Origin of the sequence: Pseudomonas hamedanensis, assembly GCF_014268595.2 — a bacterium.
Taxonomy (GTDB): Bacteria; Pseudomonadota; Gammaproteobacteria; order Pseudomonadales; family Pseudomonadaceae; genus Aquipseudomonas; species Aquipseudomonas hamedanensis.
Genome location: NZ_CP077091.1, coordinates 5,407,466 through 5,434,136, shown reverse-complemented (window position 1 = coordinate 5,434,136; position 26,671 = coordinate 5,407,466). Strand labels below are relative to the sequence as shown.

Sequence of the window (26,671 nt, the reverse complement as noted above, 5' to 3'; positions counted from 1 at the left end):
CTCTATGTCCCTGCGCTTTGCGCTGCTGTTGCTGTTGGCCAGCCTGTGTGCTGGTTGTGTCCTGTCGGGTGACTACAACCCGATGAAGACCAGCAAGGGCCGCGATGAAGCGCGGGCTGCCTACGTGCAACTGGGGCTGGGATACCTGCAGCAGGGCATGACCGAGCGTGCCAAGGTGCCGTTGAAGAAAGCGCTCGATCTGGACAGTTCGGACCCGGACGCCAATGCAGCCCTGGGTCTGGTGTTTCAGGCCGAAATGGAGCCTGCACTGGCCGACGAGCACTTTCGCAAGGCCTTGTCCTCACGTCCCGCCGATGCGCGCATCCTCAACAACTACGGCAGTTTTCTCTACGAACAGCAGCGCTACAAGGAAGCCTACGAGCGTTTTGAACAAGCGGCCGCCGATACCCTGTATCCTGAGCGTTCACGGGTGTTCGAAAACCTCGGCATGACCGCCGCCAAGCTTGGCCAGCGTGATCTGGCGCAGCAACAGCTGGAAAAAGCCCTGCGTCTGAATCGTCAACAACCACGCGCATTGCTGGAAATGGCTGAGTTGTCCTTCGAAGACAGGCATTATGTGCCCGCGCGTGACTATTACGACCGTTTCAGCCAGTTGACCGAACAAAATGCACGTAGCCTGTTGCTCGGCGTTCGGCTGGCAAAAGTGTTTGAAGATCGCGACAAGGCCGCCAGTTACGGCCTGCAATTAAAACGACTCTATCCCGGTACGCCGGAATATCAGCAATACCTGTCGGAGCAATGATGAAAGCGGCGCATCCCGAAGTTGTAGCAGCGAATCGCGTTAACCCCGGTGAGACTCTGCGCCAGGCCCGCGAAAGCAATGGCTGGTCGCTGGCCGAAGTGGCCCTCAAGCTCAACCTCACCGTGACCTCCCTGAGCAATCTTGAAGCCGGCGCGTTCGACAAGCTGCCGGGGCATACCTTCGCTCGCGGTTACATTCGCGCCTATGCCAAATTGCTCGGCATGGACCAGACCGTTCTGGTTCAGCAATTCGACCAGTCCACCGGCACCGATTCCCAGGGCAGCAACGTTCATGCTCTCGGCCGCATCGAAGAGCCGGTGCGGGTTTCCCACACCATTTTGCGCATTGTCAGCCTTCTGCTGCTGGTGGCGGTCATCGGCGGCGGTTTCGTCTGGTGGCAGGATCAGACGTCGCTGAGAAGCAAGGACCTGACGACGCTGGCGCCTGAACACGTCGAAGTCGAAGGCGCGGACGGCACCACCCAGATTCATCCGATCGACGAGCCGGAAGACCAGGCCGTCGCCGAAAATCAGGTCGACGGCTCCACCGCTCTGGCGCTGCCGCAGTCGGAAACCAGCGCCGAATCGACGGGCGCCGAGCCTGCCGCGCCGGCAACCGGCGCCGCGACGCCTGCACCGACCGCACCGTCTGCTCCAGCCGCAACCCCAGCCGCTCCGGTGGTCGCCGCACCTGCGACGCCTGTCGCCCCGGCGCCTGCGGTGCCGAACGCGCCCGCGCCCGCCGTGACCGCCCCGGTGGCTCCCGCTCCAGCCGCGCCTGCGGCGGCGCCGGTCGCCGGCCAGGGCCAGGTTGCGGTGCAATTCGTCGCCGACTGCTGGACGCAAGTCACCGATGGCAGCGGCAAAGTCCTGTTCAGTGGTCTCAAGCGTAAAGGCGACAGCCTGGCCGTTGCCGGCAAGCCGCCTTTCGCTGTTCGCCTGGGCTATGCCCGTGGCGCACAGGTCAGCTACAACGGCCAGGCGGTCGATGTCGCTCCGTTCACCAGTGGCGAGACTGCTCGCCTGAAGTTGGGTCAATAAGTCATGCACGGCGAATCTCCAATCAAACGTCGCGAATCGCGCAAGATCTGGGTCGGTAACGTACCGGTGGGCGGCGATGCGCCGATCGCTGTGCAGAGCATGACCAACAGCGACACCAATGACGTGGCCGCCACCGTTGCGCAGATCAACCGTCTGGAAGCTGCCGGCGTCGACATCGTGCGTGTCTCGGTGCCGGACATGGACGCCGCCGAGGCATTCGGCAAGATCAAGCAACTGGTCAAGGTGCCGCTGGTTGCCGACATCCATTTCGATTACCGGATCGCCCTGCGTGTCGCCGAACTCGGTGTGGATTGCCTGCGCATCAACCCGGGCAACATCGGTCGTGAAGACCGCGTGCGTGCCGTGGTCGATGCCGCCCGCGACCGTGGCATCCCGATCCGCATCGGCGTCAACGCCGGCTCGCTGGAAAAAGACCTGCAAAAAAAATATGGCGAGCCGACCCCGGCCGCGCTGGTCGAATCCGCCTTGCGTCACGTCGAACACCTCGAGCGCCTGAATTTTCAGGACTTCAAGGTCAGCGTGAAGGCCTCCGACGTGTTCATGGCCGTCGAAGCCTACCGCCTGCTGGCCAAGGAAATCGTCCAGCCGCTGCACCTGGGCATCACCGAAGCCGGTGGTTTGCGTTCGGGCACAGTGAAATCCGCCGTGGGCCTAGGTATGCTGCTCGCCGAAGGGATTGGCGATACTATCCGCATCTCGCTGGCGGCCGACCCGGTCGAGGAAGTGAAAGTCGGTTACGACATTCTCAAGTCTTTGCATCTGCGTTCCCGTGGCATCAACTTCATCGCCTGCCCGAGCTGCTCGCGGCAGAACTTTGATGTGGTGAAAACCATGAACGAGCTGGAAGGGCGCCTTGAAGACCTGCTGGTGCCGCTGGATGTCGCGGTGATCGGTTGCGTGGTCAACGGCCCCGGCGAAGCCAAGGAAGCCCATATCGGCTTGACCGGCGGCACGCCAAACCTGATTTACATCGACGGCAAGCCGTCGCAGAAACTGACGAATGACAATCTGGTGGACGAGCTGGAAAGGCTGATCCGCCAGAAAGCGGCCGAAAAGGTCGAAGCTGACGCTGCGGTTATCGCGCGTGGCTGATCGAACGAATTAAGGAATCTTTGTGAGCAAGTCTCTGCAAGCCATTCGTGGCATGAACGACATCCTGCCCGAACAGACCCCGCTGTGGCGTTATTTCGAGAGCACTGTCGCGCGTCTGCTGGATAACTACGGTTACAAGCAGATCCGCATGCCGATCGTCGAGTTCACCGAGCTGTTCAAGCGCTCGATCGGTGAAGTGACCGATATCGTCGAAAAAGAGATGTACACCTTCGAAGACCGCAACGGTGACTCCCTGACCCTGCGTCCGGAAGGCACCGCGGCGTGCGTGCGTGCCGTGCTTGAACACGGTATTACCGGTGGTGGCCAGGTGCAGAAACTCTGGTACATCGGCCCGATGTTCCGCCACGAGCGTCCGCAAAAAGGCCGTTATCGCCAGTTTCACCAGATCGGTCTGGAAGTGTTCAACCTCGACGGTCCGGACATCGACGCCGAGCTGATCATCATGACCTGGCGCCTGTGGGGCGAGCTGGGTATCCGTGATGCGGTCAAGCTCGAACTCAACAGCCTCGGTACCAGCGAGTCCCGCGGCCGTTATCGTGAAGCGCTGGTCGAGTACCTCTCGGCGCACCACGACAAGCTCGACGAAGACAGCCAGCGTCGCCTGAAGACCAATCCGCTGCGCGTGCTCGACACGAAAAATGCCGACACCCAGGCCGTGCTGGTCGATGCGCCGAAAATGGCCGACTATCTGGACGACGAGTCCCGTGCCCACTTCGAAGGCCTGAAGGCGCGCCTGGATGCCGTTGGCATTCCTTACGTGCTCAACCCGAAACTGGTGCGCGGCCTCGATTACTACAGCAAAACCGTATTCGAATGGGTCACCGACAAGCTCGGCGCCCAGGGCACCGTCTGCGCGGGCGGCCGTTACGACGGTCTGGTCGAGCAGATGGGCGGCAAGCCGACCCCGGGCGTGGGTTTCGCCATGGGCATCGAGCGTCTGGTCTTGATGCTCGAAACCCTGGAGCAGATCCCGGCGGAAATTTCCCGTCAGGTCGACGTTTACCTCTGCGCCTTCGGTGAAGAGGCCGAACTGGCCGGCCTGGCGCTGGCCGAACGGGTTCGCGATCAACTTCCAAACCTGCGCCTGCAAGTCAATGCCGGCGCTGGCAGCTTCAAGAGCCAGTTCAAGAAGGCCGACAAGAGCGGTGCGCTGTACGCGCTGATCCTCGGTGACGACGAAATGGCCGGGCAAGTGGTAGGTTTCAAACCCCTGCGTGGCCAGGGCGAACAACAAAGCATTGCCTGGGATGCGCTCGCCGCTCACCTGGCCACCTGCGTCGTGCAGGGTTGAAGCTGTCTTAACAGCCGATTTAGCGATTAAGGAGTATTGGGGTGTCGAGTACCGAAGACGAACAGTTGGCGGATTTGAAGGACTGGTGGACACGCAACGGCAAACCTCTGGTCACCGGCGGCCTGTTGGCGCTGGTCATCGTGTTCGGCTGGCAGGCTTATCACAAGTATCAGGGCAACCAGTCGCAAGGCGCTTCGGTGCTCTATCAGCAACTGCTGGAAACCACACTGACGCCTGACGGCAAGCCTGATGCCGCCCGCGTTGCGGATCTGGCCGGCAAGCTCAACAGCGAGTTCGGCGGCACTGCCTACGCGCAGTACGGCAGCCTGTTCGTCGCCAAAGTTGCGGTCGACAGCGGCAAGCTGGACGACGCGGCGACCGAACTCAAAGCCATCGTCGACAAACCGGCCAACCCGGCGCTGGGCGAAATTGCCCGTCAGCGTCTGGCGCAGGTGCTCGGCGCGCAGGACAAGGCCGAAGACGCCCTGAAACTGCTCGATGGCGACGCCGACCAGGCGTTCCTGGCCACTCGCGAAGAACTCAAGGGCGACCTGTTGGTGCGCTTGGGCCGGACCGATGACGCGAACAAGGCGTATCAAAAAGCCAAGGCAGCACTGTCGGATGAAGCGGCGGTCGGTGGCCTTCAAATCAAGCTCGACGACCTGGCCAAAGGGGATGCGTGACGTGATCCGTTGGAAGCATGCAGCATTGCTGGCTCTGGCCCTTCTGGCCGCGGGTTGCAGCAGCAACAGCAAGAAAGAATTGCCACCGGCCGAACTGACCGACTTCAAAGAAGAAGTCGTTCTGCAGAAGCAGTGGAGTCGTTCGATCGGTGACGGTCAGGGCGAAACCTACAACATGCTGGTGCCGGCGATCGACGGTGACACCATCTACGCGGCCGATGTGACGGGCGTGGTGATGGCCATGGATCGCAGCAACGGCGACGTGAAGTGGGACCAGGATCTGGAACTGCCTGTCTCCGGTGCCGTGGGCGTTGGTTACGGCCTCGTACTGATCGGTACGCTGCGTGGCGAAGTCGTCGCTCTGGACACCAGCAACGGTGAAGAGAAGTGGCGTGCCCGCGTCAACAGTGAAGTCCTCGCGCCGCCAGCCAACAACGGCGACGTGGTCGTGGTGCAGACCCAGGACGATCGTCTGATCGGTCTGGATGCGGCCACCGGCAACCAGCGCTGGGTGTATGACAGCACCCCGGCGGTACTGACCCTGCGTGGCACCAGTGCGCCGCTGGTCACCAACCGCCTCGCGCTGGCCGGCCTGTCGACCGGTAAAGTGGTCGCGCTGGACATCTCCAACGGTGTGCCGGTGTGGGAACAGCGCATCGCCATTCCGCAGGGCCGTTCGGAACTGGAGCGCGTGGTCGACATCGACGGCGGCCTGCTGCTGTCCGGCGGCACTCTGTACGTCGCCAGCTATCAGGGCCGCGTCGCGGCGCTTGATGTAGAAAGCGGTCGTCAACTCTGGCAGCGCGATGCCTCGAGCTACGCCGGTATTGCTCAGGGTTTCGGCAGCGTCTACGTAAGCCTGTCCTCGGGCACCGTTGAAGGTGTCGACGAGCGTTCCACCACCGCGCTGTGGAGCAACGATGCGTTGGCTCGCCGTCAGCTGTCGGCTCCGGAAGTGTTCTCCAGCTACGTAGCTGTGGGTGACCTGGAAGGTTATCTGCACCTGCTGAGTCAGGTCGACGGTCGTTTCGTCGGTCGCGAGCGCATCGACAGCGACGGCCTGCGTGCCCGTCCGCTGGTGGTGGGCGACACGATTTATGTGTATGGCAACAGCGGCAAACTGGAAGCCCTGACCATCAAGTAACAACTATGCTTGGGGTTGATCCCCAAGCGGCCCTGCATCAGCAGGGTTTGCAGCGCCCCCGGGTGTTGCCCCGAGCACCAGCCGCTGCCTCGCAGCGGCTTTTGTATTTTCTGAAATAACGCAGTGGAGAGCCGCATGGTTCCCGTAATCGCCCTGGTGGGCCGACCGAACGTCGGCAAGTCCACCTTGTTCAACCGCCTGACCAGGACTCGCGACGCCATCGTCGGCGACTTGTCCGGTCTGACCCGTGATCGCCAGTACGGTGAGGCCAAGTGGCAAGGGCGTTCCTACATTCTGATCGACACCGGCGGTATCTCCGGTGACGAGCATGGTATGGACGAAAAAATGGCCGAGCAGTCGCTGCTGGCCATCGAAGAAGCCGATGTGGTGCTGTTTCTGGTAGATGCCAAGGCCGGTTTTACCGCTGCCGACCAGATGATCGCCGAGCATTTGCGCAAACGTAACAAGCGTTCCCACGTGGTTGCCAACAAGGTCGACAACATCGACCCGGAAATGGCCCGCGCCGAATTCGCCCCGCTGGGCATGGGCCACGCGATCCCGATCGCTGGTGCCCATGGCCGTGGCATCACGCAATTGCTGGAAGTCGCCCTTGGCGATTTCCCGCGCGATGATGACGAGCTGGCTGAGGGTGAAGAGGAAGAGGTCGTCGCCGAAGGCGAGGAAGCCAAGCGCATTCCTGGCCCGAGCGAAAAAGACGGGATCAAGATCGCCATCATCGGCCGTCCGAACGTCGGCAAGTCGACCCTGGTCAACCGCATGCTCGGTGAAGACCGGGTAATTGTTTATGACCAGCCCGGCACCACCCGCGACAGTATCTACATCCCGTTCGAACGCAACGAAGAGAAGTACACGCTGATCGACACCGCCGGTGTGCGCAAGCGCGGCAAGATCCACGAAGAAGTCGAAAAGTTCTCCGTGGTCAAAACCCTGCAGGCGATCAAAGACGCCAACGTGGTGATCTTCGTCATGGACGCCCGCGAAGGTGTGGTCGATCACGACCTCAACCTCCTGGGCTTCGCGATCGAATCCGGTCGTGCACTGGTTATCGCGATCAACAAGTGGGACGGCATGACGCCGAGCGAGCGCGACTTCGTCAAGGTCGAGCTGCAACGTCGGCTGTTCTTCGTTGACTACGCTGACATTCACTTTATCTCGGCACTGCACGGTACTGGCGTGGGCAACCTCTACGCCTCGGTGCAGAACTCGTTCAAGTCGGCGGTCACCCGCTGGCCGACCAACCGCCTGACCCAGATTCTGGAAGATGCGGTCGGCGAGCACGCGCCACCGATGGTCAACAATCGCCGGATCAAGCTGCGTTACGCTCACTTGGGTGGCGCTAACCCGCCGATCATCGTGATCCACGGTAACCAGATCGAGAAAGTGCCGAAGTCGTATGTGCGCTATCTGGAAAACACTTACCGTCGTGTGCTGAAGCTGGTTGGTACGCCGATCCGCATCGAGTTCAAGGGCGGCGAGAACCCGTACGAAGGCAACAAGAACACGCTGACCGACCGCCAGGTCAACAAGAAGCGTCGCTTGATGTCGCACAACAAGAAAGCCAGCAAGAAACGCCGCGACAAGAAGTGATCCGAGGCCCTGCACAATTTTGTGTGGGTTTTTTGTGGCGAGGGGATTTATCCCCGATGGGCTGCGCAGCAGCCCCAAAACCCGTGTCCGCGGTGTATCAGTCAAACCGCATTCAACGGGTTTGCGACTGCTTCGCAGCCGGAACGGGGATAAATCCCCTCGCCACAGGATTGGGTTTGTTCAATGAGAGAAGGGCGCCGTCTGGCGCCCTTTTTTTATGGGCGCCGGATGGGCTATCCTCGGGCTCTCCCGCGCCGTCGTCAGAGCCGGGTGTTGAGCAGAGAACCCCCGATGATCACCAGCAAGCTGCCGAATGTCGGCATCACTATTTTCACGCAGATGTCTCAGCTCGCGGCGCAGACCGGCGCGATCAACCTGTCCCAGGGTTTTCCTGATTTCGATGGCCCGCAATCGTTGCGCGACGCGGTGGGTCGGCACATCGCCAGTGGCCATAACCAGTATTCGCCGATGACCGGCTTGCCGGCGTTGCGTCAGCAGATCGCCGCCAAGATCGCGCGCAGCTATGGCGTGAATGTCGATGCCGACCATGAAGTGACGGTGACGCCGGGCGCGACCCAGGCGATTTTTTGTGCGATTCAGGCGGTTATCCACAGCGGTGACGAAGTCATCGTTTTCGATCCGGCCTATGACAGCTACGAACCCGCGGTGGAATTGGCCGGTGGCCGTTGTGTGCATGTGCAACTGGGGCTGCAGGATTTCTCTATCGATTTCGATCAACTCAGCGCTGCGCTCACCCCGCGCACGCGGATGATCATCCTCAACACCCCGCACAACCCAAGCGGTGCGCTGATCAGCCGTGCCGAGCTGGATCAACTGGCGGCGTTGATCCGTGATCGCGACATCTATGTGATCAGCGACGAAGTGTACGAACATCTGGTATTTGACGGTGTGGCGCATGTCAGCGTGCTGGCCCATGAAGAGCTGTATCAGCGCGCGTTCGTGGTCAGCTCGTTCGGCAAGACTTACCACGTCACCGGCTGGAAAACCGGCTACGTCGTCGCACCGCCAGCGCTGACCGCAGAGTTACGCAAAGTGCACCAGTACGTCAGTTTCTGCGGCGTCACTCCGCTGCAATATGCGCTGGCCGATTACATGGCCGAGCATCCGGAGCACGTTGAAGAACTGCCGGGTTTCTATCAGGCCAAGCGCGATCTGTTCTGCGATCTGCTGGCGCCTTCGCGCTTCAGCTTCACCCGGGTCGCCGGCACCTATTTCCAGTTGGTCGATTATTCGCAGATTCGCCCTGATCTGAATGATGTCGACATGGCAATGTGGATGACCCGCGAGCACGGTGTAGCGAGCATTCCGGTGTCGGTGTTTTACCAGAATCCACCGCAAGGCCAGCGCCTTGTGCGCCTGTGCTTTGCCAAACGCGAGGAGACGCTGCGTGAAGCGGCGGCGAAACTATGCGTGATCTGAGTGCGTTGCCCGATCTGACCCTGGCGCTGATCCAGACCAGCCTGGCCTGGCATGACCGCCAGGCCAACCTTGAGCATTTCGAGCTGTTGCTGGAGCAGGCCCGGGGCGCCGACCTGATTGTCCTGCCAGAGATGTTCACCACCGGGTTTTCCATGGAATCGGAAACCCTCGCCGAAGCCGAAAACGGTCCGACCAGCAAATGGCTGCGGGCGCAGGCGGCGAAGTTCGACGCAGTGATCACCGGCAGCGTGATCATTCAGGCGGCCGACGGTAGCCATCGCAACCGCTTGCTGTGGGCGCGGCCGGACGGTGAAGTGCTGCACTACGACAAGCGTCACCTGTTCCGCATGGCCGGCGAACACAACCACTACACCCCCGGCGAGCTTCAGGTGCAGTTCGAACTCAAGGGCTGGCGGATTCGTCCGTTGATCTGCTACGACCTGCGCTTCCCGGTGTGGAGCCGCGATGCGCAGGACACAGATCTGCTGCTGTACACCGCCAACTGGCCGGGCGCACGGCGCTTGCACTGGAATCGTCTGTTGCCGGCACGAGCGATTGAAAATCTCTGCTACGTGGCGGCGGTAAATCGCATCGGCAGCGATGGCAAGGGTTTCGCTTACACCGGTGACAGTCAGGTCCTGGACTTTCAGGGCGAGACCTTGCTGGCGGCGGGGGAGGCGGATGGCGTGTTCAAGGTGGTGCTGGAGGCGGCGCCGTTGGCGGCTTACCGTGAGCGCTTTCCGGCGAATCTGGATGCCGATACCTTCGAATTCACCTGATTTTTTGTTGGCTGAGCTGGCCTTATCGCGAGCAGGCTCACTCCTACAGGGGCACGCATTCCAAATTGTGGGAGCGAGCCTGCTCGCGAAGGGGCCGGTGAATACGGCACAAAAACGTCAGGCAAAAAGAAAGGCCCCGGAGCTCACACTCCGGGGCCTTTCGCATTGCTGCGGTCGATTACGCCGCTTTCGCCTCAGGCTGGCTCAGCGAGCGGTTCAATGCGCTGAACAGGGCCTTGAAGCTCGCCGTGGTGATGTTTTCATCAATGCCCACGCCGTGCACCGCACGTTCACCATTCACACGCAATTCGATGTAAGCCGCGGCTTTGGCGTTGGTGCCTGCGCCGATCGCATGTTCGTTGTAGTCCATGATCTCCACTGGAATCGGCAGGCCGGCGACCAGTGCTTCCAGCGCGCCGTTGCCTTTGCCGCGCCAGTGCAGGTTGGTTTCGCCCTGACCTTGGCTGGCCACTTCCACTTCGACGGCGCTGTTGCCGTTCTCTTCCTGCAGGCGATGGCTGACCAGCGCGTACGGGGTGTTGGCTTGCAGATATTCACTGATCAACAGCGAGTGAATCTGCTTGGCGGTCATCTCCAGGCCCAGGCGATCGGTTTCACGCTGCACAACCTGGCTGAATTCGATCTGCATGCGACGCGGCAAGCTGATGCCGTATTCCTGCTCCAGCAAATAAGCGATGCCGCCCTTGCCCGACTGGCTGTTGACGCGGATCACTGCCTCGTAGCTGCGGCCGATGTCGGCTGGGTCGATCGGCAGGTACGGCACTTCCCACAGGGTGTCCGGTTTCTGCTGGGCGAAGCCTTTGCGGATCGCGTCCTGGTGCGAGCCGGAGAACGCGGTGTGCACCAGGTCGCCAACGTACGGGTGACGCGGATGCACCTGAATCTGGTTGCACTCTTCGACGACTTTGCGCACGCCATCGATGTCGGAGAAGTCCAGCTCAGGGTCGACGCCCTGGGTGTACATGTTCAGCGCGACGGTGACGAGGTCGACGTTACCGGTACGCTCGCCGTTGCCGAACAGGCAGCCTTCGACACGGTCGGCGCCGGCCATCAGGCCCAGCTCGGTGGCGGCCACGCCAGTGCCACGGTCGTTGTGGGTGTGCAGGCTGATGATCACGCTGTCACGGCGGTTGATGTTACGACCGAACCACTCGATCTGGTCGGCGTAGACGTTCGGTGTTGCGCATTCAACGGTGGCCGGCAGGTTGAGGATCATCTTGTGTTCAGGTGTCGGGTTCCACACCTCGATCACGGCGTCACAGACTTCCTTGGCGAATTCCAGCTCGGTGGCGCTGAAGGTTTCCGGCGAGTATTCGAAGGTCCACTCGGTTTCTGGCTGCATGGCTGCGTACTTGACGAACAGCTTGGCCGCATTGACCGCGATGGCCTTGATGCCGTCCTTGTCCTGGTTGAAGACGATGCGACGGAAAGAAGGCGAGGTGGCGTTGTACAGGTGCACGATGGCTTTCTTCGCCCCGCGCAGGGATTCGAAGGTGCGCTCGATCAAATCTTCGCGGCCCTGGGTCAGCACCTGAATGGTGGTGTCGTCCGGGATGTGGCCTTCTTCGATCAGGGTACGCACGAAGTCAAAATCGGTTTGCGAAGCGGCCGGGAACGACGCCTCGATTTCTTTCACGCCCACCTGCACCAGGGTTTTCCAGAAGCGCAGCTTCTTCGCCGCGTCCATCGGCTCGATCAGCGACTGGTTGCCGTCACGCAGGTCGGAGCTGCACCAGATCGGCGCGGCGTCGATGGTTTTCGACGGCCAGGTGCGGTCCGGCAGGTTGATGACGGGAAACGCGCGGTATTTCGAAGACGGGTCTTTGAGCATGCTCATCGGGAAATTCCTTGTTGTCTGGGCCGAAAAGAGGCGGCCTGCCGGTTGAACGTATGTTCTTGGAAAAGCGTGGGACGAGGCGCAGCGATTCAGCCCGGCAGTCGTGCACTGACGAGGCACAGGCTGCGGTGCTGGCGAAGCTGAATGAGGGTGTGAGAGGTTTTCATGGCCTCAACCCTAACCTTGAGGGGGAAGGATGGCAAGCAGTCGAAAAAAATTGAGAGGAATACCCGAAAAGCGGTTTTTTGCGCGATTTTATTGTGCTTGATGGCTGGGATTGTCGTTATTTTTGCGTGGGGTTCGATTGGGGCGCAATCGAGCGGGCGGTGTGTCATGGGGCCTTGTGGTGTTGGTCAGGACGCCTTCGCGGGCAAGCCCGCTCCCACAGGTTATTCGGGTGTACATAAAATTTGTGTACGACACGGACACTGTGGGAGCGGGCTTGCCCGCGAAGAGGCCAGCAGCCTCGACACAACGATTACGGTTGGAACGCACCAATGAATATCGCCGGATCCACCCGCGCATCATTCAGGCTGACGTTCCAGTGCATATGCGGCCCGGTCGCCCGCCCTGTGGCGCCAACCTTGCCCACCACCGCGCCCCGGGCCAGTTGCTGGCCGTTCTTCACGTCGATCTTCGACATATGGCAGAACATGCTGATAAAGCCTTGGCCATGGTCAACAAACACAGTGTTGCCATTGAAGAAGTAGTTGCCGATCAGAATCACCTTGCCGGCCGCTGGCGTCTTGATTGGTGTCCCGGCCGGTACCGCGAAATCAAGCCCGGCATGGGGATTGCGCTCTTCGCCATTGAAGAAACGGCGCACACCGAACTTGCTCGACAGCGGGCCGTTGACCGGTTTGTCCAGCAGCAGGTTGCTCGGCGTGTTCGGGCTGAAACTGCGGTAAGCCTTGATCTGCTCGGCCAGTTCGCCCTCGATGCGCTTGAGGTTGTTGGCGTCTGGATTGACCTGTTGTTTGTTCTTCAGGGTGATGTGCTGTTCCGGGTATTCCTTGCTGCCGACGGTGAACGGCAGCGTGCGGCCAGCGCTATTGATTTGCTGGGCGCCCGGTTTGACCGTCAATGGCACGCCGACGATCGCCAGCCAGTTGTTCTGCTCTTTCACCACCAGTACCGGTCTGCCCTGATAAGTCGCCTTTGGGGCCTGTGCGGCCGTGCCCAGATCGACCACTGCAACGCCGCCCGGCACCGGTTTGTTCAGCAGCCGGGTGATGTAACTGTCGGCGTGGGCGTTGAAAGACAAACAGAGCAACAGCAGTGGTGCGAGAAAACGCGGCATGGATCAGTCCAGTAAAGAGAGGGTGACGGGCGTCAGGTGATTGTCCTCGACGCGCACTTGCAGTTCGCCTTCGCCCAGTTTGGCTTTCAGGCGCTGGCCGGTGTGGGTCTGGGCAGCGTTGCGGATCGCGTGGCCGCGCTCGTCGAGCAAGATGCTGTAACCACGACCGAGAGTCGCCAGCGGGCTGACTACGTGCAGCGTCTGCATCTGGCTGTGCAATTGCTGACGACGGTTTTTCAGACCTTCGCGCATGGCTCGGGGCAAGCGGTCGGCGAGGCTTTCGAGGCGCTGGCGGAGCATCGCCAGTTGCCGCCCCGGGTGTTGCCCGGCCAGGCGGGTTTCCAGACGGATCAAGCGTTCGCGACGGGTGTTGAGGCTGCGCTCGAAAGCCCGGCGCATGCGCATGTCCAGATCATCCAGACGTTGCGCTTGCTGGCGCAGACGTTCGCCGGGATGCCGCAGGCGCCGCGCCATGCCTTCCAGACGCAGGCGATCGCGCATCAAGCGATCACGCATGCGCATGACCAGGCGGCGATGCAGGCTTTCAACCTGACGGATCAAATGGCTGGAGTCCGGGGCGAGCAATTCGGCCGCCGCCGAGGGCGTCGGTGCCCGCACGTCGGCGACAAAGTCGCTGATCGATACGTCGGTTTCATGGCCGACCGCGCTGACAATCGGCGTCACACAGGCATCGATCGCGCGCGCCACGGCTTCTTCGTTGAAGCACCAGAGGTCTTCCAGTGAGCCGCCGCCACGGGCGAGGATCAACGCATCGAAGCCGCGGGCGTCAGCCATTTTCAAGGCGCGGACGATTTGCGCGATGGCCTCGCGGCCCTGCACGGCGGTCGGAATCAACGTCAGTTGCACCTGCGGCGCGCGGCGGCGGAATACGCTGATGATGTCGCGAATCACAGCGCCGGTCGGCGAACTGATGATGCCGATGCGCTGCGGATGGGCCGGCAGCGGCACTTTGCGTTCGGCACTGAACAGGCCCTCGGCACTGAGCTTTTCCTTCAGCGCATCGAAGGCCAGACGCAGCGCACCGTCACCGGCCGGCTCCACGGTGTCGAGAATCAGCTGATAGTCGCCGCGGCCTTCGAACAGCGAAACCTTGCCGCGCACCTTGACCGCCAGACCGTCCTTCAACGCCTGGCGCACCCGCGCGGCGTTCTGCCGGAACAGCGCGCAACGCACCTGCGCGCCGCTGTCCTTGAGGGTGAAGTAAATGTGGCCGGACGCCGGGCGGGCGAGGTTGGAGATTTCGCCTTCGACCCAGATGTTGCTGAACACGTCTTCGAGCAACACCCGCGCGCGGCCGTTGAGCTGGCTGACGGTCAGGACTTCACGGTCCAGGCCAAGTCTTGCAAAGGGATCTTTAATCATGGGGCGCAGTTTAAAGGCATTTGCCGTCGGATCACCACCGATCCCCCGTAGGAGTGAGCCTGCTCGCGATAGCGGTGGGTCAGCAAACATTGATGTGTCTGACCCACCGCTATCGCGAGCAGGCTCACTCCTACAGGGGGATGTTACAGTCAGCCCAGTCTTATAAAGGATGCGGACGATGAGTGTGATGGAGCTGTTGGGGGCGTGGTCGTGGGGGGCCGGCGGCTGGGCAGTGGTCGGATTGGCTATCGCAATGGCCTACATCGTCTTCGGCATCGCCGGTTTCGGCACGGCGCTCGTCGCGGGGCCGATTTTGATTCTGTTCATGCCGTTGTCGAAAATCGTGCCGCTGCTGGTACTGCTGGATTTCGTTGCGGCGTTCGGCAATCTGTTGCCATCACGGCGAGACGTCGCCAAGCCCGAATTGCTCAGGCTATTGCCGTGCATGGCGGTCGGCTGCACCTTGGGGGTGATCTTTCTGCTCAATCTGAAATCCGATCTGCTGCTGTTGTTGATGGGGCTGTTTATCAGCGCCTATGCGGTTTACAGCCTGTGGGTCAAAGTGCGGCCGGCGCAGTTGTCGGCGGCTTGGGCAGTGCCGATGGGCACCGTGGGCGGTTTGTTCGGCGCGTTGTTTGGCAGTGGTGGCTTTCTTTATGCGATCTATCTGAACAGCCGTCTGCCGAAGGAAGCGGCGCGGGCCACGCAAAGTGCCTTGATCAGTTGCAGCACGGTGGTGCGATTGGGCCTGTTCGTCATTGCCGGCGTCTATGCCGAGCTACCCTTGTTGATGTTGGCGCTGTGTCTGTTGCCGGCCATGGCACTGGGCTTGTGGATTGGTCGGCGGCTGACCATGAAATTGTCGCGCGAGGCGTTTGTGCGTCTGGTGACGTGGCTGGTGCTGGCCAGCGGGGTTGCGTTGATCGTGCGCTACTTCAGCACTTGACCGGATTTTGACAGGGATTAAGCTGCCGGCCTTTGAGGCGGCTTCGCGAGCAGGCTCGCTCCCACAGGGGACTGCATTCCAATGTGGGAGCGAGCCTGCTCGCGAAGGCGTCAGAAGCCATACCGCAGGACTTTCCATGAACTCGCAAAGCATCATCGTCCCGAAAATCTCCACCCTGCCGGTCCACGAACCCCGGGCGCGGGCGATCGTGCGCTGGCTGGTGCGCAAGAACATCATCGAAGAGCAACTGACCACCTGCGGTCGCACCGGCAACCGCATGGCCCATGCGATCGCCGATGGCGCCCGTGCCGTGGTCCTGCATCCTGAAGCGCTGCCGTTCGGCGAGCCGATCAATGGCCTGGAGATTGTCACCAAGCGCTGCATCTATACCCCGGCGAAGGGTTTTCTCGAAGAGGCGGGTTGCGCCGAGTGTCGTCGTGAAGTCGGCGAAGCCTTGTTTGAAAGTCTCGAAGAGTGGATGCCGGGTCGCACCGACAATTTCACCTGCCCGGAATGCGGGCATGAAGACGACATCAACGGTTTCCTGTTCTTGCAGGAATGCGCGTTTTCCAACCTCGGCTTTATCTTCAACAATTGGCTGGAGGCGGGGTTCAAGCAGAGCTTTATCGACGAGTTCGCCGACTGGCTCGATCAACCTGTCTCGTGGGTCAAGGTGGAGCTGTAGGGCCGGGCTTTTCCGTACATCAATTAAGCTGAGTTTTACATTGAACAGCAGGGGGTGTCTGACTATAATGGCGCGCTTCCATTTTCCCGCTCGGGAGCCCCCGCGATGCTGCGTATCAGCCAAGAAGCTCTGACATTCGACGACATTCTCCTAGTGCCCGGTTATTCCGAGGTGCTTCCTAACGAAGTCAGTCTCAAGACCCGTCTTACCCGTGGCATCGAACTGAATATTCCTCTGGTTTCTGCTGCAATGGACACCGTGACTGAAGCCCGTCTGGCAATCGCCATGGCTCAGGAAGGTGGCATCGGCATTATCCACAAGAACATGACCATCGAGCAGCAAGCTGCCGAAGTGCGCAAGGTCAAGAAGTTCGAAGCCGGTGTGGTCAAGGATCCCATCACCATCGAGGCCGATGCCACGGTGCGTGATCTGTTCGAACTGACCCGTCTGCACAACATTTCCGGCGTTCCGGTTCTGCACGATGGCGACCTGGTCGGCATCGTCACTTCCCGCGACGTACGTTTCGAAAACCGTCTGGAAGCCACTGTCCGCGAAGTGATGACGCCTAAAGAGCGTCTGGTCACGGTCAAGGAAGGCGCCGACAAGAACGACGTGCGCGAACTGCTGCACAAGCACCGCATCGAGCGCGTGCTGATCGTCGACGACAAGTTCGCCCTCAAGGGCATGATGACCGTCAACGACATCGAAAAAGCCAAAGCCTACCCGCTGGCCAGCAAGGACGATCAAGGTCGTCTGCGCGTCGGCGCTGCGGTCGGCACCGGTAAAGATACCGGCGACCGCGTGACCGCATTGGTCAATGCCGGCGTGGACGTGGTGGTGGTCGACACCGCGCACGGTCACTCCAAAGGCGTGATCGACCGCGTACGCTGGGTCAAAGAAAACTTCCCTGAAGTGCAGGTGATCGGCGGCAACATCGCCACCGGCGCTGCCGCCAAGGCTCTGGCCGAAGCGGGCGCCGACGCAGTCAAGGTCGGTATCGGCCCGGGCTCGATCTGCACCACCCGTATCGTCGCCGGTGTCGGCGTGCCGCAAATCAGTGCCATCGCCAACGTCGCCGCCGCCCTTGAAGGCACCGGCGTGCCGTTGATCGCCGACGGCGGTATCCGTTTCTCCGGTGACCTGTCCAAGGCCATCGTGGCCGGTGCGTCCTGCGTGATGATGGGCTCGATGTTCGCCGGTACCGAAGAAGCGCCGGGTGAGATCGAGCTGTTCCAGGGCCGTTCGTACAAGGCGTATCGCGGCATGGGTTCGCTGGGCGCCATGTCCCAGGCCCAAGGCTCGTCCGACCGTTACTTCCAGGATTCCTCGGCCGGTGCCGAGAAACTGGTTCCGGAAGGCATCGAAGGCCGCGTGCCATACAAAGGCACCCTGAGCGCGATCATTCACCAGTTGATGGGCGGTCTGCGTTCCTCGATGGGTTACACCGGCAGCGCCGACATCGAAGAAATGCGCACCAAGCCTGAGTTCGTGCGGATCACCGGCGCCGGCATGGCCGAATCCCACGTACACGACGTGCAGATCACCAAGGAAGCGCCAAACTACCGCGTAGGTTGAGGCTTCCAGCAAAACGTTTAATCACCGGGGCTGTTCATTCAGCCCCGAGTTGTTTCTGATTCACTACATGAGAATGAGTCATGGCCCTCGACATTCACGCTCACCGCATCCTGATCCTCGACTTCGGCTCGCAATACACCCAACTGATTGCCCGCCGCGTGCGCGAGATCGGCGTGTACTGCGAACTGCACCCGTTCGACATGGACGAAGATGCGATCCGCGAATTCGCCCCTAAAGGCGTCATCCTCGCCGGTGGCCCGGAGTCCGTGCACGAAGCCAACAGCCCGCGCTGCCCGCAAGCGGTATTCGACCTGGGCGTTCCGGTCTTCGGTATCTGCTACGGCATGCAGACCATGGCCGAGCAACTGGGCGGCAAGGTTGAAGGTTCCGAACTGCGTGAGTTCGGCTACGCCCGCGTTGACGTGGTCGGCAAGAGCCGCTTGCTCGACGGCATTGAAGACCACATCGACGCCGACGGCCTGTTCGGTCTCGACGTATGGATGAGCCACGGTGACAAAGTCACCAAGATGCCGGAAGACTTCCACATCCTCGCCAGCACCCCGAGCTGCCCGATCGCCGGTATGTTCAACGACGAGCGTGCTTACTACGGCGTGCAGTTCCACCCGGAAGTGACCCACACCAAGCAGGGCGGTCGCATCCTGTCGCGCTTCGTTCTCGACATCTGTGGCTGTGAAGCCCTGTGGACGCCGTCGAAGATCGCTGAAGACGCCATCGCCAACATCCGTGCCCAGGTTGGCACCGACAACGTCCTGCTGGGGCTGTCCGGCGGCGTTGACTCCTCCGTTGTGGCGGCCCTGCTGCACAAAGCCATCGGCGACCAACTGACCTGCGTCTTCGTCGACAACGGCCTGCTGCGTCTGCACGAAGGCGAGCAAGTGATGGCGATGTTTGCCGAGAACATGGGCGTCAAGGTGATCCGCGCCAACGCTGAAGAGCAGTTTCTCAACAACCTGGCCGGCGAAGCCGATCCGGAGAAGAAGCGCAAGATCATCGGCCGCACCTTCATCGACGTATTCGATGCCCAGTCCAACAAACTGGAAAACATCAAGTACCTGGCGCAGGGCACCATCTACCCGGACGTGATCGAGTCGGCTGGCGCGAAAAGCGGCAAGGCCCACGTGATCAAGTCGCACCACAACGTGGGCGGTCTGCCGGAAGAAATGAACCTGAAACTGGTCGAGCCACTGCGCGAACTGTTCAAGGACGAAGTCCGTCGTCTCGGCCTGGAACTGGGCCTGCCGTACGACATGGTCTACCGTCACCCGTTCCCGGGCCCGGGCCTGGGCGTGCGCATCCTCGGTGAAGTGAAAAAGGAATACGCCGACCTGCTGCGTCGTGCCGACCACATCTTCATCGAAGAACTGCGCAAGGCCGACTGGTACCACAAGGTCAGCCAGGCGTTCGTGGTGTTCCAGCCAGTCAAATCGGTGGGCGTGGTCGGTGATGGCCGTCGTTACGCCTGGGTTGTGGCCCTGCGTGCCGTAGAGACTATCGACTTCATGACCGCGCGTTGGGCACACCTGCCTTACGAACTGCTGGAAACCGTGTCCGGCCGCATCATCAACGAAATCGAAGGCATCTCGCGCGTTACCTACGACGTGTCGAGCAAGCCGCCGGCGACGATTGAGTGGGAATGATCCTGCACATGCCCTGATGGCGTGAGTGCAGGCAGACAATGGCCGCGTGAAACTCTGTTTCACGCGGCCTTTTTTATTGTGATTTGGCTCAGTCAGGAAGGCGGCTCTGCAGCGTCAGCCCGGTCTCGGACAAACGGTTAGACAAATCCTTCAGGCTGCTAAAGACGATGTTGTTCACCCGTGGCCAGGACGGTCGGTGGAGAGACACTCGGCCGCCGCTCAATTGCGTCACCGGCGTGCGCTGAATCATGCCCTGCTTGCTGCGGTGCACGAGGGTATAGCTGTCGCCGGTTTTCTTAAACATGTACATGCCGCGTCGGTGCAGCAGGTTTTCCAGCGACTGCTCGGTCCAGTTTACCGGCTGTGCTGGTACCCGCAGACGCAAATCGGCACGTAGCAGGTCCGGACCGCCCTGGCGGACTGTGCCACCGGTAGAGGTGCCTTGAGGTACTTCGGTGCCCGGGTCGGCCTCGATACCCAGATCTTCACCAAGCCCCACTTCCTCGATTCGCAGGCCGATCCCTCGTTTGATTTCGCTGAGTCCCGGCATACCTCGGAACGCATTGGTGTTTTGTGCATCGGTCAATACGATCCATTTTTGCGGCGCATTGAGCAGGGCGTCGCCGGTCATGATGTCGCTGGCCAGGTAGGTGCCGATGATTTGCTCATCGGTCGGGGGCAGGGGTGTCTTCATTTTGTAACTGGCTGCGCAATCGATGGCCTGCACCCTGATCCCGTTCGCCTTGGCGGTTCTGACCAGCTCCAATGGCGTAAAACGTCCTTCAGGGTCGCTGCCCAGGCTGCTCAGGTATTCCTCAAGGTTTTCGGACATTTCGCCACTGGTGAAATAGCGATTCAGTTCCACCTGCGCGAAGTCGCTGAGCAAGCCGCGCATGTAAAGGGTTTTTGCGTGCCGCGCGAGTGACGGCATGCTTTCCATCAGCCAGCGCAGGCTGGCGATGCGATCGGGGGTTTGCCCGATCACCAGCCCTGAGGCGGCCTCATAGACCTGATCGATAAGCTCGGCATTTGGCATCAACCGGCTGACATCCGGTAGCGCCGGGCGCTCCGGTTCGATCGTTCTGGGCATGTTCTGGAAAAATTTTATGGCCGAGGATTGCAGTAACTGGCGTTTATCGGCCGCATACGCCTCGAACGGATCTTCAATCTCGATACCGCCAGCGCCGTCGGGCTGCATGACAACATGGGTTTGCTCCAGATTCATCGCCCAGGCTTTGAGTGATCGGCGCACCGTCGGGTCGATGTCGTAGGAAGACCGCACGACCCGTGGGGGCCGTAGTTGCGAAGATTGCGGCAACTCCACCGCAGGGGCTTCGACTTCAGGCGGGACGAGCTCGAGGGTGTCGAGTTCGATGTCTGGCGCGCACTGCTTGCCGACGCATTGACCGCCGCCCTTGAGGCCCAGGGCAGGCATGCGCTCCCACAAACCTTCGCCATTAAGGCGAACCGGCAATGCGTGAACGAGTTGGTTGGGCCTTGCCGGGTCGACAATAGCCCAGTCGCCTGCACCGCTTGAATCGGCGAACCAGCGCACGTAGTACGGTGTGTCATTCATCAGGATGGCATAGGGCGGATCGCTGTCGAGACGGTAGATGCCGGCGAATTTTCCGGCTTCTTCACCGGGCGCCGTGCCATCAAGCAGCTCGTTGCATTGATAGCGTTCGGGCACCGGCACCAGTGTGCCGCTCGCTGCCGGTGCGGGCGAGGTTTGTTCGACGATCGGCAGGGGTGTTTCGAGGTCTTCCGGCGCGCGGATTTGTGCCTGCTCAACCGTGGTGCCGGACGTATTCAGCGCGTTGCTCATCTCGGCCATTTCCGCGGCTTCGGCCGCTTCAACCTGCGCTCCCACCTCCAGCATCGGGCCGGTTCCTGCGAGCAACGGAAGGTTGAACAACAGGTTGATACCACTTACCACTGCGCCCAGCACGCCGGACTTGCGCTCCGCCTTGCTCTTGCCATTTTCCGCCTGGTCGATATTCAGGCCCATGCTGGCAACCGTAGCGCCAATCACCGGCAGCGCCACCGGCCAGCCGACGACTGCCATCGGGCCAAAAACCTTGAGGCCTGCGCTCAGGTAACCGATCCAGAGTTTCTTGCGCAGATCGGCGTTGGACGTCAGGGTCAGGTCGGCTTCAGCGAACATCGCGAGGCGGGTGTTATCGCGCAGCCAGGTGAATGCATCGCCGGCAAGCACAAGGTTTTTCCGATTGATCAGATGATGATCGGCACGCCCCCAGGTGCTGACCAGCCGATTCATCAGATCGGTCAGGTTCTCGGTCAGTTGTTGACGATCGGCGAGGGAGAAATGGTTCAGGAAGGACGCTCGGCGGGTTGCGTCGTTCATCTGTTCGAGCACCCACCAGTGCAACGCTGAAGGCGTCGCCTTGACGACGAACGCTTCGGTGTCGCCTGGCACATACAGGATCTGCCGGCCGTCGGGGGCGACGATGCGTAGCAATTGAGTTGCCACAGAGCCGTCAACATCGAAGGCACGGACGTCGCCTTTTGTCGTGTGGGCGGTCTGCAACATGTTCAGGGTGACGGGCCAGCTTAGCTCGCCGATCACAGAACCGGTCAGCCATTGAAAGTCGCTGTGGCTAATGTATTCACGTTCCAGCGCCTGTACTGCCTGGATGAGGAAGTTGCACTTGGCCAAGGTGCGGAAGTTATCGGCGTGGCTGTCCCAGAAAGAACTCAGTTCATCGCGGTAATGAGCGCTGAAATCGAGGCTCCAGAACGCCTTTAATACTTCACTGCCATGCAGGCGCACCTCGTTGCGCTCACTGAAGTTTTCGGCGTCCGGCCCTTCGCTGTAGAAGCCGCCATACAAGTCCAGGAGGTCGGCGTTGTCCTGGTCGGTGGCACGAAAGCGATGAATCACCAGTTGCGTGAGAGTCGTCGATTCGTAGGGCTTTTCAAGGCTGTGTTCCCAGCCGGTAAACGACCGGGTGCTGCTTTGGGCTGTCTTGAAACGGTGGAAGTAAACACGGTCCGGGTCGTGCTCGGGCAAGCCTTGGTCTTGCAGTAACTGGCGGGCGACTTGCTGCGCTGCATCGTGCAGACCGGGGCAGGCCTGCACGAGCGAAGCAGCAATTGCCTCGAGGGCGGCTTTGTCGGTTGCGTTGGGCAAGGGGCGCGGTGTGGTGATGTTCATGCTTCTCCATCCTTGAGAAATGAAGCCTGAGCATGTCCGATTCACCCACCGAGGGTGCATTAACTATGTACCGCAGATGGCCGGTCGAAATGTGCGGGGGTCAGCGCCGCGCCACATCAGAAAAATAAAATTTATCCAGCGTATGCCGCGATTCGGTGTACTCGAATTGCCGGCCGTCCTGCAGGAAGGTCTGGTTGCTGACCACGATGACATGGCTCTGCCCGTCGAGGTCCAGATGCTGCTGGTCGTCCTTGCTGCACGGCACCGCTTCGATGGTGCGCTGGGCGTAGGCGATCTGCAGTTGCAGGGTTTGTTCGATGTGCGCGTAGATCGAGTGTGCGGCGATGTCTGCAGTCAGGTCGGGAATCACGGCGCTGACGAAGTGATTGATGTCGAGGATGACCCGTTTGCCATCGATGCGCCGCACGCGCTTGATTCGGGTGATCGGGCTGCCGGGTTCGGCATGGATGTGTTCGAGCAGCGCACCGTCCAGCGGAACCTGGCACATCTCGACCACTTCGGTGCTGACATCGTTGCCCAGGCGCGGGTAGGTCTCCTGGAAGCTGACGATGCCGCCGAGCTGGAATTCGATCGGATGGGTCGACAGCACGAACGCGCCTTTGCCGTGAATTTTCTGGGCGAAACCGCGTTCCTGCAGCAACTCGATGGCTTTGCGCACGGTGCCACGGCTGGCCTGATAAGTGCCCATCAGTTCGGTTTCCGAAGGCAGCCGTGCGCCGCGCTCCAGACGTTCAGTGGTGATGCTGGCAAGCAAATCGCTGTAGATCTGGTTGTATTTGCTCATTGGGTGGACTCTTTGCTGGCACTACTCAAACGTCGAACCTTAAGGGCAGGGTAGGGGTTTGTCCATGTGAATGACGGAAAACATCTTAGGTCAAAGTAGGAAAAATCGTCGCTGATCCGACGTTTATCGGCAAACACAAACTCGTACAGACGAGTTGTTGCATAAACTCGTACAGACGAGTATTTTTCGCTTCTGCGTGCTGCCTATAACAACAATCCACGACGGAAGAACGAGCATGAGCCACGATTACCCCAACATTGCCCGGGAGCTGCTGAAAAGCCTCGGTGGCAGCGACAACCTCGAACAGGCTGCGCATTGCGTGACGCGGTTGCGCCTGGCGCTGAAGAACCCCGCGTTGGTCGACGCTGCCGCGCTCAACGTGATTGATCTGGTCAAGGGCTCGTTCTTCACCGGCGGGCTGTATCAGGTGGTGATCGGGCCGGGGGAAGTCGAAAAGGTCTACGCCGAATTGCGTAACCAGACCGGTCTGGCCGCTTCGACCATTGCGGACGTTAAACAGAAAAGCGCCGAGAAGATAAACGCCATGCAGCGTCTGGTGCGGGTGTTCTCCGACGTGTTCATGCCGATCCTGCCGGCGCTGATCATCGCCGGCCTGTTGATGGGCATCAACAACCTGCTCGGCGCCAAGGGCATGTTCATCGAGGGGCAAACCCTGCTCGATGCCTACCCGAATCTCGACGGGCTGTGGAGCCTGATCAATCTGATGGCCAACACCTCGTTCGTGTTTCTGCCGGCGCTGGTGGGCTGGTCGGCGGCCAAGCGTTTCGGCGGCAGCGAAATCCTCGGCATCGTCCTCGGCCTGATGCTGGTGCACCCGGACTTGCTCAACGCCTGGAACTACGGCAAGGCTGTCGCCGGTCTCGACGGGCAGCAACTGCCGTACTTCGACATCCTCGGCCTGTTCCAGGTGGAAAAGGTCGGTTATCAGGGGCAGATTCTGCCGATCCTGCTGGCGGCCTACGTGATGAGCGTGATCGAAAAATGGCTGCGGGCGCGAGTGCCCAATGCGGTGCAATTGCTGGTGGTGCCGATCACTACCATCGTTGTTACCGGCGTGCTGGCGCTGGCGATCATCGGCCCGGTAACCCGGCATATCGGTATCTTCATCACTGAAGGGCTGGTGATGCTGTTCGATCTGGCACCACTGGTAGGCGGGGCGATTTTCGGCCTGCTGTATGCGCCACTGGTGATCACCGGCATGCACCACATGTTCCTCGCGGTCGATCTGCAACTGATCTCGACCCAGGGTGGAACCTTCATCTGGCCGATGATCGTCATGTCCAACCTCGCGCAGGGCAGTGCCGCGCTGGCGGTGTTCTGGATGACGCGCAACGCGCGGGATAAAAGCATGGCGTCGACCTCGGCGATTTCCGCCTATTTCGGCATTACCGAGCCGGCGATGTTCGGCGTCAATCTGCGCTACAAGTTTCCGTTCTACGCCGCGCTGGCCGGCTCGGCGCTGGGCTGCATGTTCCTGTCGCTGAACAAGATCCAGGCCTCGGCCATCGGCGTCGGCGGCCTGCCCGGATTTATCTCGATCATCCCGCAGTTCATTCCGATGTTTGTCATCGGGATGCTGATCGCCATGCTGGTTCCGTTTGCCCTGACCTGCGTGCTGAGCATGAAGATTGTCCGGCCGGGCTACCGGGTCGCCTGAAATCCAACCAAGGAATTGCGTCATGCAAGACTGGCAACGTTCGGTGATCTACCAGATCTACCCGAAAAGCTTCCACAGCCACGCCGGCAACGCGACCGGCGATCTGCTCGGCATCGTCGCCAAGCTCGATTACCTGCAATGGCTGGGAGTCGATTATTTGTGGATCACGCCGTTTTTGCGTTCGCCGCAACGGGACAACGGTTACGACATCAGCGACTACTACGCCGTCGATCCGAGCTACGGCAGCATGGCCGATTGTGAATTGCTGATTGCCGAAGCGGGCAAGCGCGGGATCAAGCTGATGCTCGATATCGTGGTCAACCACACTTCGATCGAACACGTCTGGTTCCAGCAGGCGCGCAGCAGCCTCGATAATCCTTACCGTGACTTCTATATCTGGCGCGATCAGCCGAACAACTGGGAATCCAAGTTCGGCGGTTCGGCCTGGGAGTACGAAGCGCAGACCGGGCAATATTATCTGCACCTGTTCGACCACACCCAGGCTGACCTCAATTGGGACAACCCGAAGGTCAGGGACGAAGTGTTCAAGATGATGCGCTTCTGGCGCGACAAGGGTGTCGGTGGCTTTCGTCTGGATGTGATCAACCTGATCTCCAAACCGGCAGATTTTCCAGAAGATGACAGCGACGGTCGGCGTTTCTACACCGATGGGCCGAACGTGCATGAATACTTGCAGCAGATGCACCGTGAAGTGTTCGAAGGTCACGACCTGATTAACGTCGGCGAGATGTCCTCGACGCGTCTCGAGCACTGTATCCGCTACTCGAACCCGCAATCGAAAGAGCTGTCGATGACCTTCAATTTTCATCACTTGAAGGTCGATTATCCGAATCTGCAGAAGTGGGTGCGCGCCGACTTCGATTTCCTCCAGCTCAAGCAGATCCTCTCGGACTGGCAAACTGGCATGCAGGCGGGGGGCGGCTGGAATGCGTTGTTCTGGTGTAACCACGATCAGCCGCGGGTGGTCTCGCGATTTGGCCATGACGGCGAGTACCGCGAGCTCTCGGCAAAGATGCTTGGCACCGCGTTGCACTTTTTGCAGGGCACGCCGTTTGTGTATCAGGGCGAAGAGCTGGGCATGACCAATCCGGGGTTCGAGAGCATCGAGCAGTATCGCGATGTCGAGACTCTGAACATCTTCCGACTCAAGCGTGAAGCGGGGGTCAACGACGTCGACAATATGGCGGCGATCATGCAGAAGTCCCGCGACAACGGGCGCACGCCGATGCACTGGCACGCCGGGCACAATGCCGGTTTCAGTCGCGGCGAACCTTGGATCGGCGTGCCGGCCAATGCCGCGCAGATCAACGTCGCGCATCAGCTGCACGACCCGGACTCGGTACTGCATCACTATCGACGGCTGATCGCCTTGCGCCGCAGCGAAGCGCTGATCTGCGACGGCGTCTATCGCCAGTTGCTGCCCGAGCACCCACAAATCTGGGCATACCTGCGCGAGGGGGAGGGTGAGCGCCTGTTGGTGGTGAACAACTTTTATGGCGGCCCGTGTGACGTCGAGTTACCGCCGGTGATCGACGAAACGCAGGCGCAGCGACTGTTGATCAGCAACTACCCGGACTGTCCGCTGCGCACGCGACATCTGCGCTTGCGACCTTATGAGTCGTTCGTGGTGCACCTGACCGATCCGTGATCGATAACTGAAAAAACAACCTTTTTGAAACACGCAGAACACTGCGCGGGGGACTTT

At 60.5% G+C, this 26,671-nt stretch carries 20 protein-coding genes; 15 read left to right on the top strand and 5 right to left on the bottom strand.

Features of this window, described 5'->3' with window-relative positions; translation table 11 throughout:
- Window positions 1-4: 4 nt before the first annotated feature.
- From pilW to HU739_RS23650, 9 genes are all read left to right on the top strand, one after another.
- Window positions 5-763, top strand: coding sequence for a type IV pilus biogenesis/stability protein PilW (gene pilW, locus HU739_RS23690; protein WP_186549106.1), 759 nt, complete (start codon window positions 5-7; stop codon window positions 761-763).
- On the top strand, window positions 763-1,803 hold the full coding sequence (locus HU739_RS23685) for a RodZ domain-containing protein (RefSeq protein WP_186549108.1): 1,041 nt from the start codon (window positions 763-765) through the stop codon (window positions 1,801-1,803). Before pilW ends, HU739_RS23685 begins: the two co-directional genes overlap by 1 nt.
- A 3-nt stretch (window positions 1,804-1,806) precedes the next feature.
- The gene (ispG, locus tag HU739_RS23680; protein WP_003185136.1) at window positions 1,807-2,916 is read left to right on the top strand and encodes a flavodoxin-dependent (E)-4-hydroxy-3-methylbut-2-enyl-diphosphate synthase; all 1,110 of its coding nucleotides are present in this window, start codon (window positions 1,807-1,809) and stop codon (window positions 2,914-2,916) included.
- A gap of 22 nt (window positions 2,917-2,938) precedes the next feature.
- A complete protein-coding gene (gene hisS / locus HU739_RS23675) occupies window positions 2,939-4,228 on the top strand; it encodes a histidine--tRNA ligase (RefSeq protein ID WP_186549110.1) in 1,290 nt (429 codons plus the stop codon).
- 41 nt (window positions 4,229-4,269) lie between these two features.
- Complete coding sequence (locus HU739_RS23670) at window positions 4,270-4,911, top strand: tetratricopeptide repeat protein (RefSeq protein ID WP_186549112.1); 642 nt, start codon at window positions 4,270-4,272, stop codon at window positions 4,909-4,911.
- Entirely contained in the window at window positions 4,904-6,055 is a 1,152-nt protein-coding gene (bamB, locus tag HU739_RS23665; RefSeq protein WP_186549114.1) for an outer membrane protein assembly factor BamB, read from the top strand. The genes HU739_RS23670 and bamB overlap by 8 nt, the downstream gene beginning before the upstream one ends.
- A 135-nt stretch (window positions 6,056-6,190) precedes the next feature.
- Window positions 6,191-7,663: a ribosome biogenesis GTPase Der gene (gene der, locus HU739_RS23660; protein WP_186549116.1), complete on the top strand. Its 1,473-nt coding sequence runs from the start codon at window positions 6,191-6,193 to the stop codon at window positions 7,661-7,663.
- Window positions 7,664-7,954: 291 nt separating this feature from the next.
- Window positions 7,955-9,103, top strand: a complete 1,149-nt coding sequence (locus HU739_RS23655; protein WP_186549119.1) for a pyridoxal phosphate-dependent aminotransferase — start codon at window positions 7,955-7,957, stop codon at window positions 9,101-9,103.
- Window positions 9,091-9,882 (top strand): amidohydrolase, encoded by a 792-nt coding sequence (locus tag HU739_RS23650; protein ID WP_186549121.1) that lies wholly within the window; start codon window positions 9,091-9,093, stop codon window positions 9,880-9,882. Before HU739_RS23655 ends, HU739_RS23650 begins: the two co-directional genes overlap by 13 nt.
- A gap of 178 nt (window positions 9,883-10,060) precedes the next feature.
- Here HU739_RS23650 and leuA read toward each other — a convergent pair whose 3' ends face one another.
- From leuA to xseA, 3 genes are all read right to left on the bottom strand, one after another.
- Window positions 10,061-11,740 (bottom strand): 2-isopropylmalate synthase, encoded by a 1,680-nt coding sequence (gene leuA, locus HU739_RS23645; RefSeq protein ID WP_186549123.1) that lies wholly within the window; start codon window positions 11,738-11,740, stop codon window positions 10,061-10,063.
- A gap of 478 nt (window positions 11,741-12,218) precedes the next feature.
- Window positions 12,219-13,040 carry a peptidoglycan DD-metalloendopeptidase family protein gene (locus tag HU739_RS23640; protein WP_186549125.1) on the bottom strand — a complete coding sequence of 274 codons (822 nt, stop codon included), beginning with the start codon at window positions 13,038-13,040 and terminating at the stop codon, window positions 12,219-12,221.
- A 3-nt stretch (window positions 13,041-13,043) separates the two neighbouring features.
- Window positions 13,044-14,423, bottom strand: a complete 1,380-nt coding sequence (gene xseA / locus HU739_RS23635) for an exodeoxyribonuclease VII large subunit (protein ID WP_186549127.1) — start codon at window positions 14,421-14,423, stop codon at window positions 13,044-13,046.
- Between the two features lie 178 nt (window positions 14,424-14,601).
- Here xseA and HU739_RS23630 point away from each other — a divergent pair, with 178 nt between their 5' ends.
- From HU739_RS23630 to guaA, 4 genes are all read left to right on the top strand, one after another.
- A complete protein-coding gene (locus tag HU739_RS23630; protein WP_186549129.1) occupies window positions 14,602-15,369 on the top strand; it encodes a sulfite exporter TauE/SafE family protein in 768 nt (255 codons plus the stop codon).
- Between the two features lie 136 nt (window positions 15,370-15,505).
- Window positions 15,506-16,054 (top strand): sugar ABC transporter ATPase, encoded by a 549-nt coding sequence (locus HU739_RS23625; protein WP_186549131.1) that lies wholly within the window; start codon window positions 15,506-15,508, stop codon window positions 16,052-16,054.
- A gap of 105 nt (window positions 16,055-16,159) precedes the next feature.
- The gene (gene guaB, locus HU739_RS23620; protein ID WP_186530299.1) at window positions 16,160-17,629 is read left to right on the top strand and encodes an IMP dehydrogenase; all 1,470 of its coding nucleotides are present in this window, start codon (window positions 16,160-16,162) and stop codon (window positions 17,627-17,629) included.
- Between the two features lie 80 nt (window positions 17,630-17,709).
- Complete coding sequence (gene guaA, locus HU739_RS23615) at window positions 17,710-19,287, top strand: glutamine-hydrolyzing GMP synthase (protein WP_123530493.1); 1,578 nt, start codon at window positions 17,710-17,712, stop codon at window positions 19,285-19,287.
- 88 nt (window positions 19,288-19,375) lie between these two features.
- Here guaA and HU739_RS23610 read toward each other — a convergent pair whose 3' ends face one another.
- Both HU739_RS23610 and treR read right to left on the bottom strand, forming a co-directional pair.
- Window positions 19,376-22,462, bottom strand: coding sequence for a membrane-targeted effector domain-containing toxin (locus HU739_RS23610; RefSeq protein ID WP_186549134.1), 3,087 nt, complete (start codon window positions 22,460-22,462; stop codon window positions 19,376-19,378).
- Window positions 22,463-22,562: 100 nt separating this feature from the next.
- Window positions 22,563-23,267: a trehalose operon repressor gene (treR, locus tag HU739_RS23605; protein ID WP_186549136.1), complete on the bottom strand. Its 705-nt coding sequence runs from the start codon at window positions 23,265-23,267 to the stop codon at window positions 22,563-22,565.
- A 235-nt stretch (window positions 23,268-23,502) separates the two neighbouring features.
- On the opposite strand from treR, the gene treP reads away from it, so the two are divergent.
- Entirely contained in the window at window positions 23,503-24,945 is a 1,443-nt protein-coding gene (gene treP / locus HU739_RS23600; protein WP_186549138.1) for a PTS system trehalose-specific EIIBC component, read from the top strand.
- A 22-nt stretch (window positions 24,946-24,967) separates the two neighbouring features.
- A complete protein-coding gene (gene treC, locus HU739_RS23595; RefSeq protein WP_186549140.1) occupies window positions 24,968-26,614 on the top strand; it encodes an alpha,alpha-phosphotrehalase in 1,647 nt (548 codons plus the stop codon).
- Window positions 26,615-26,671 lie beyond the last annotated feature (57 nt).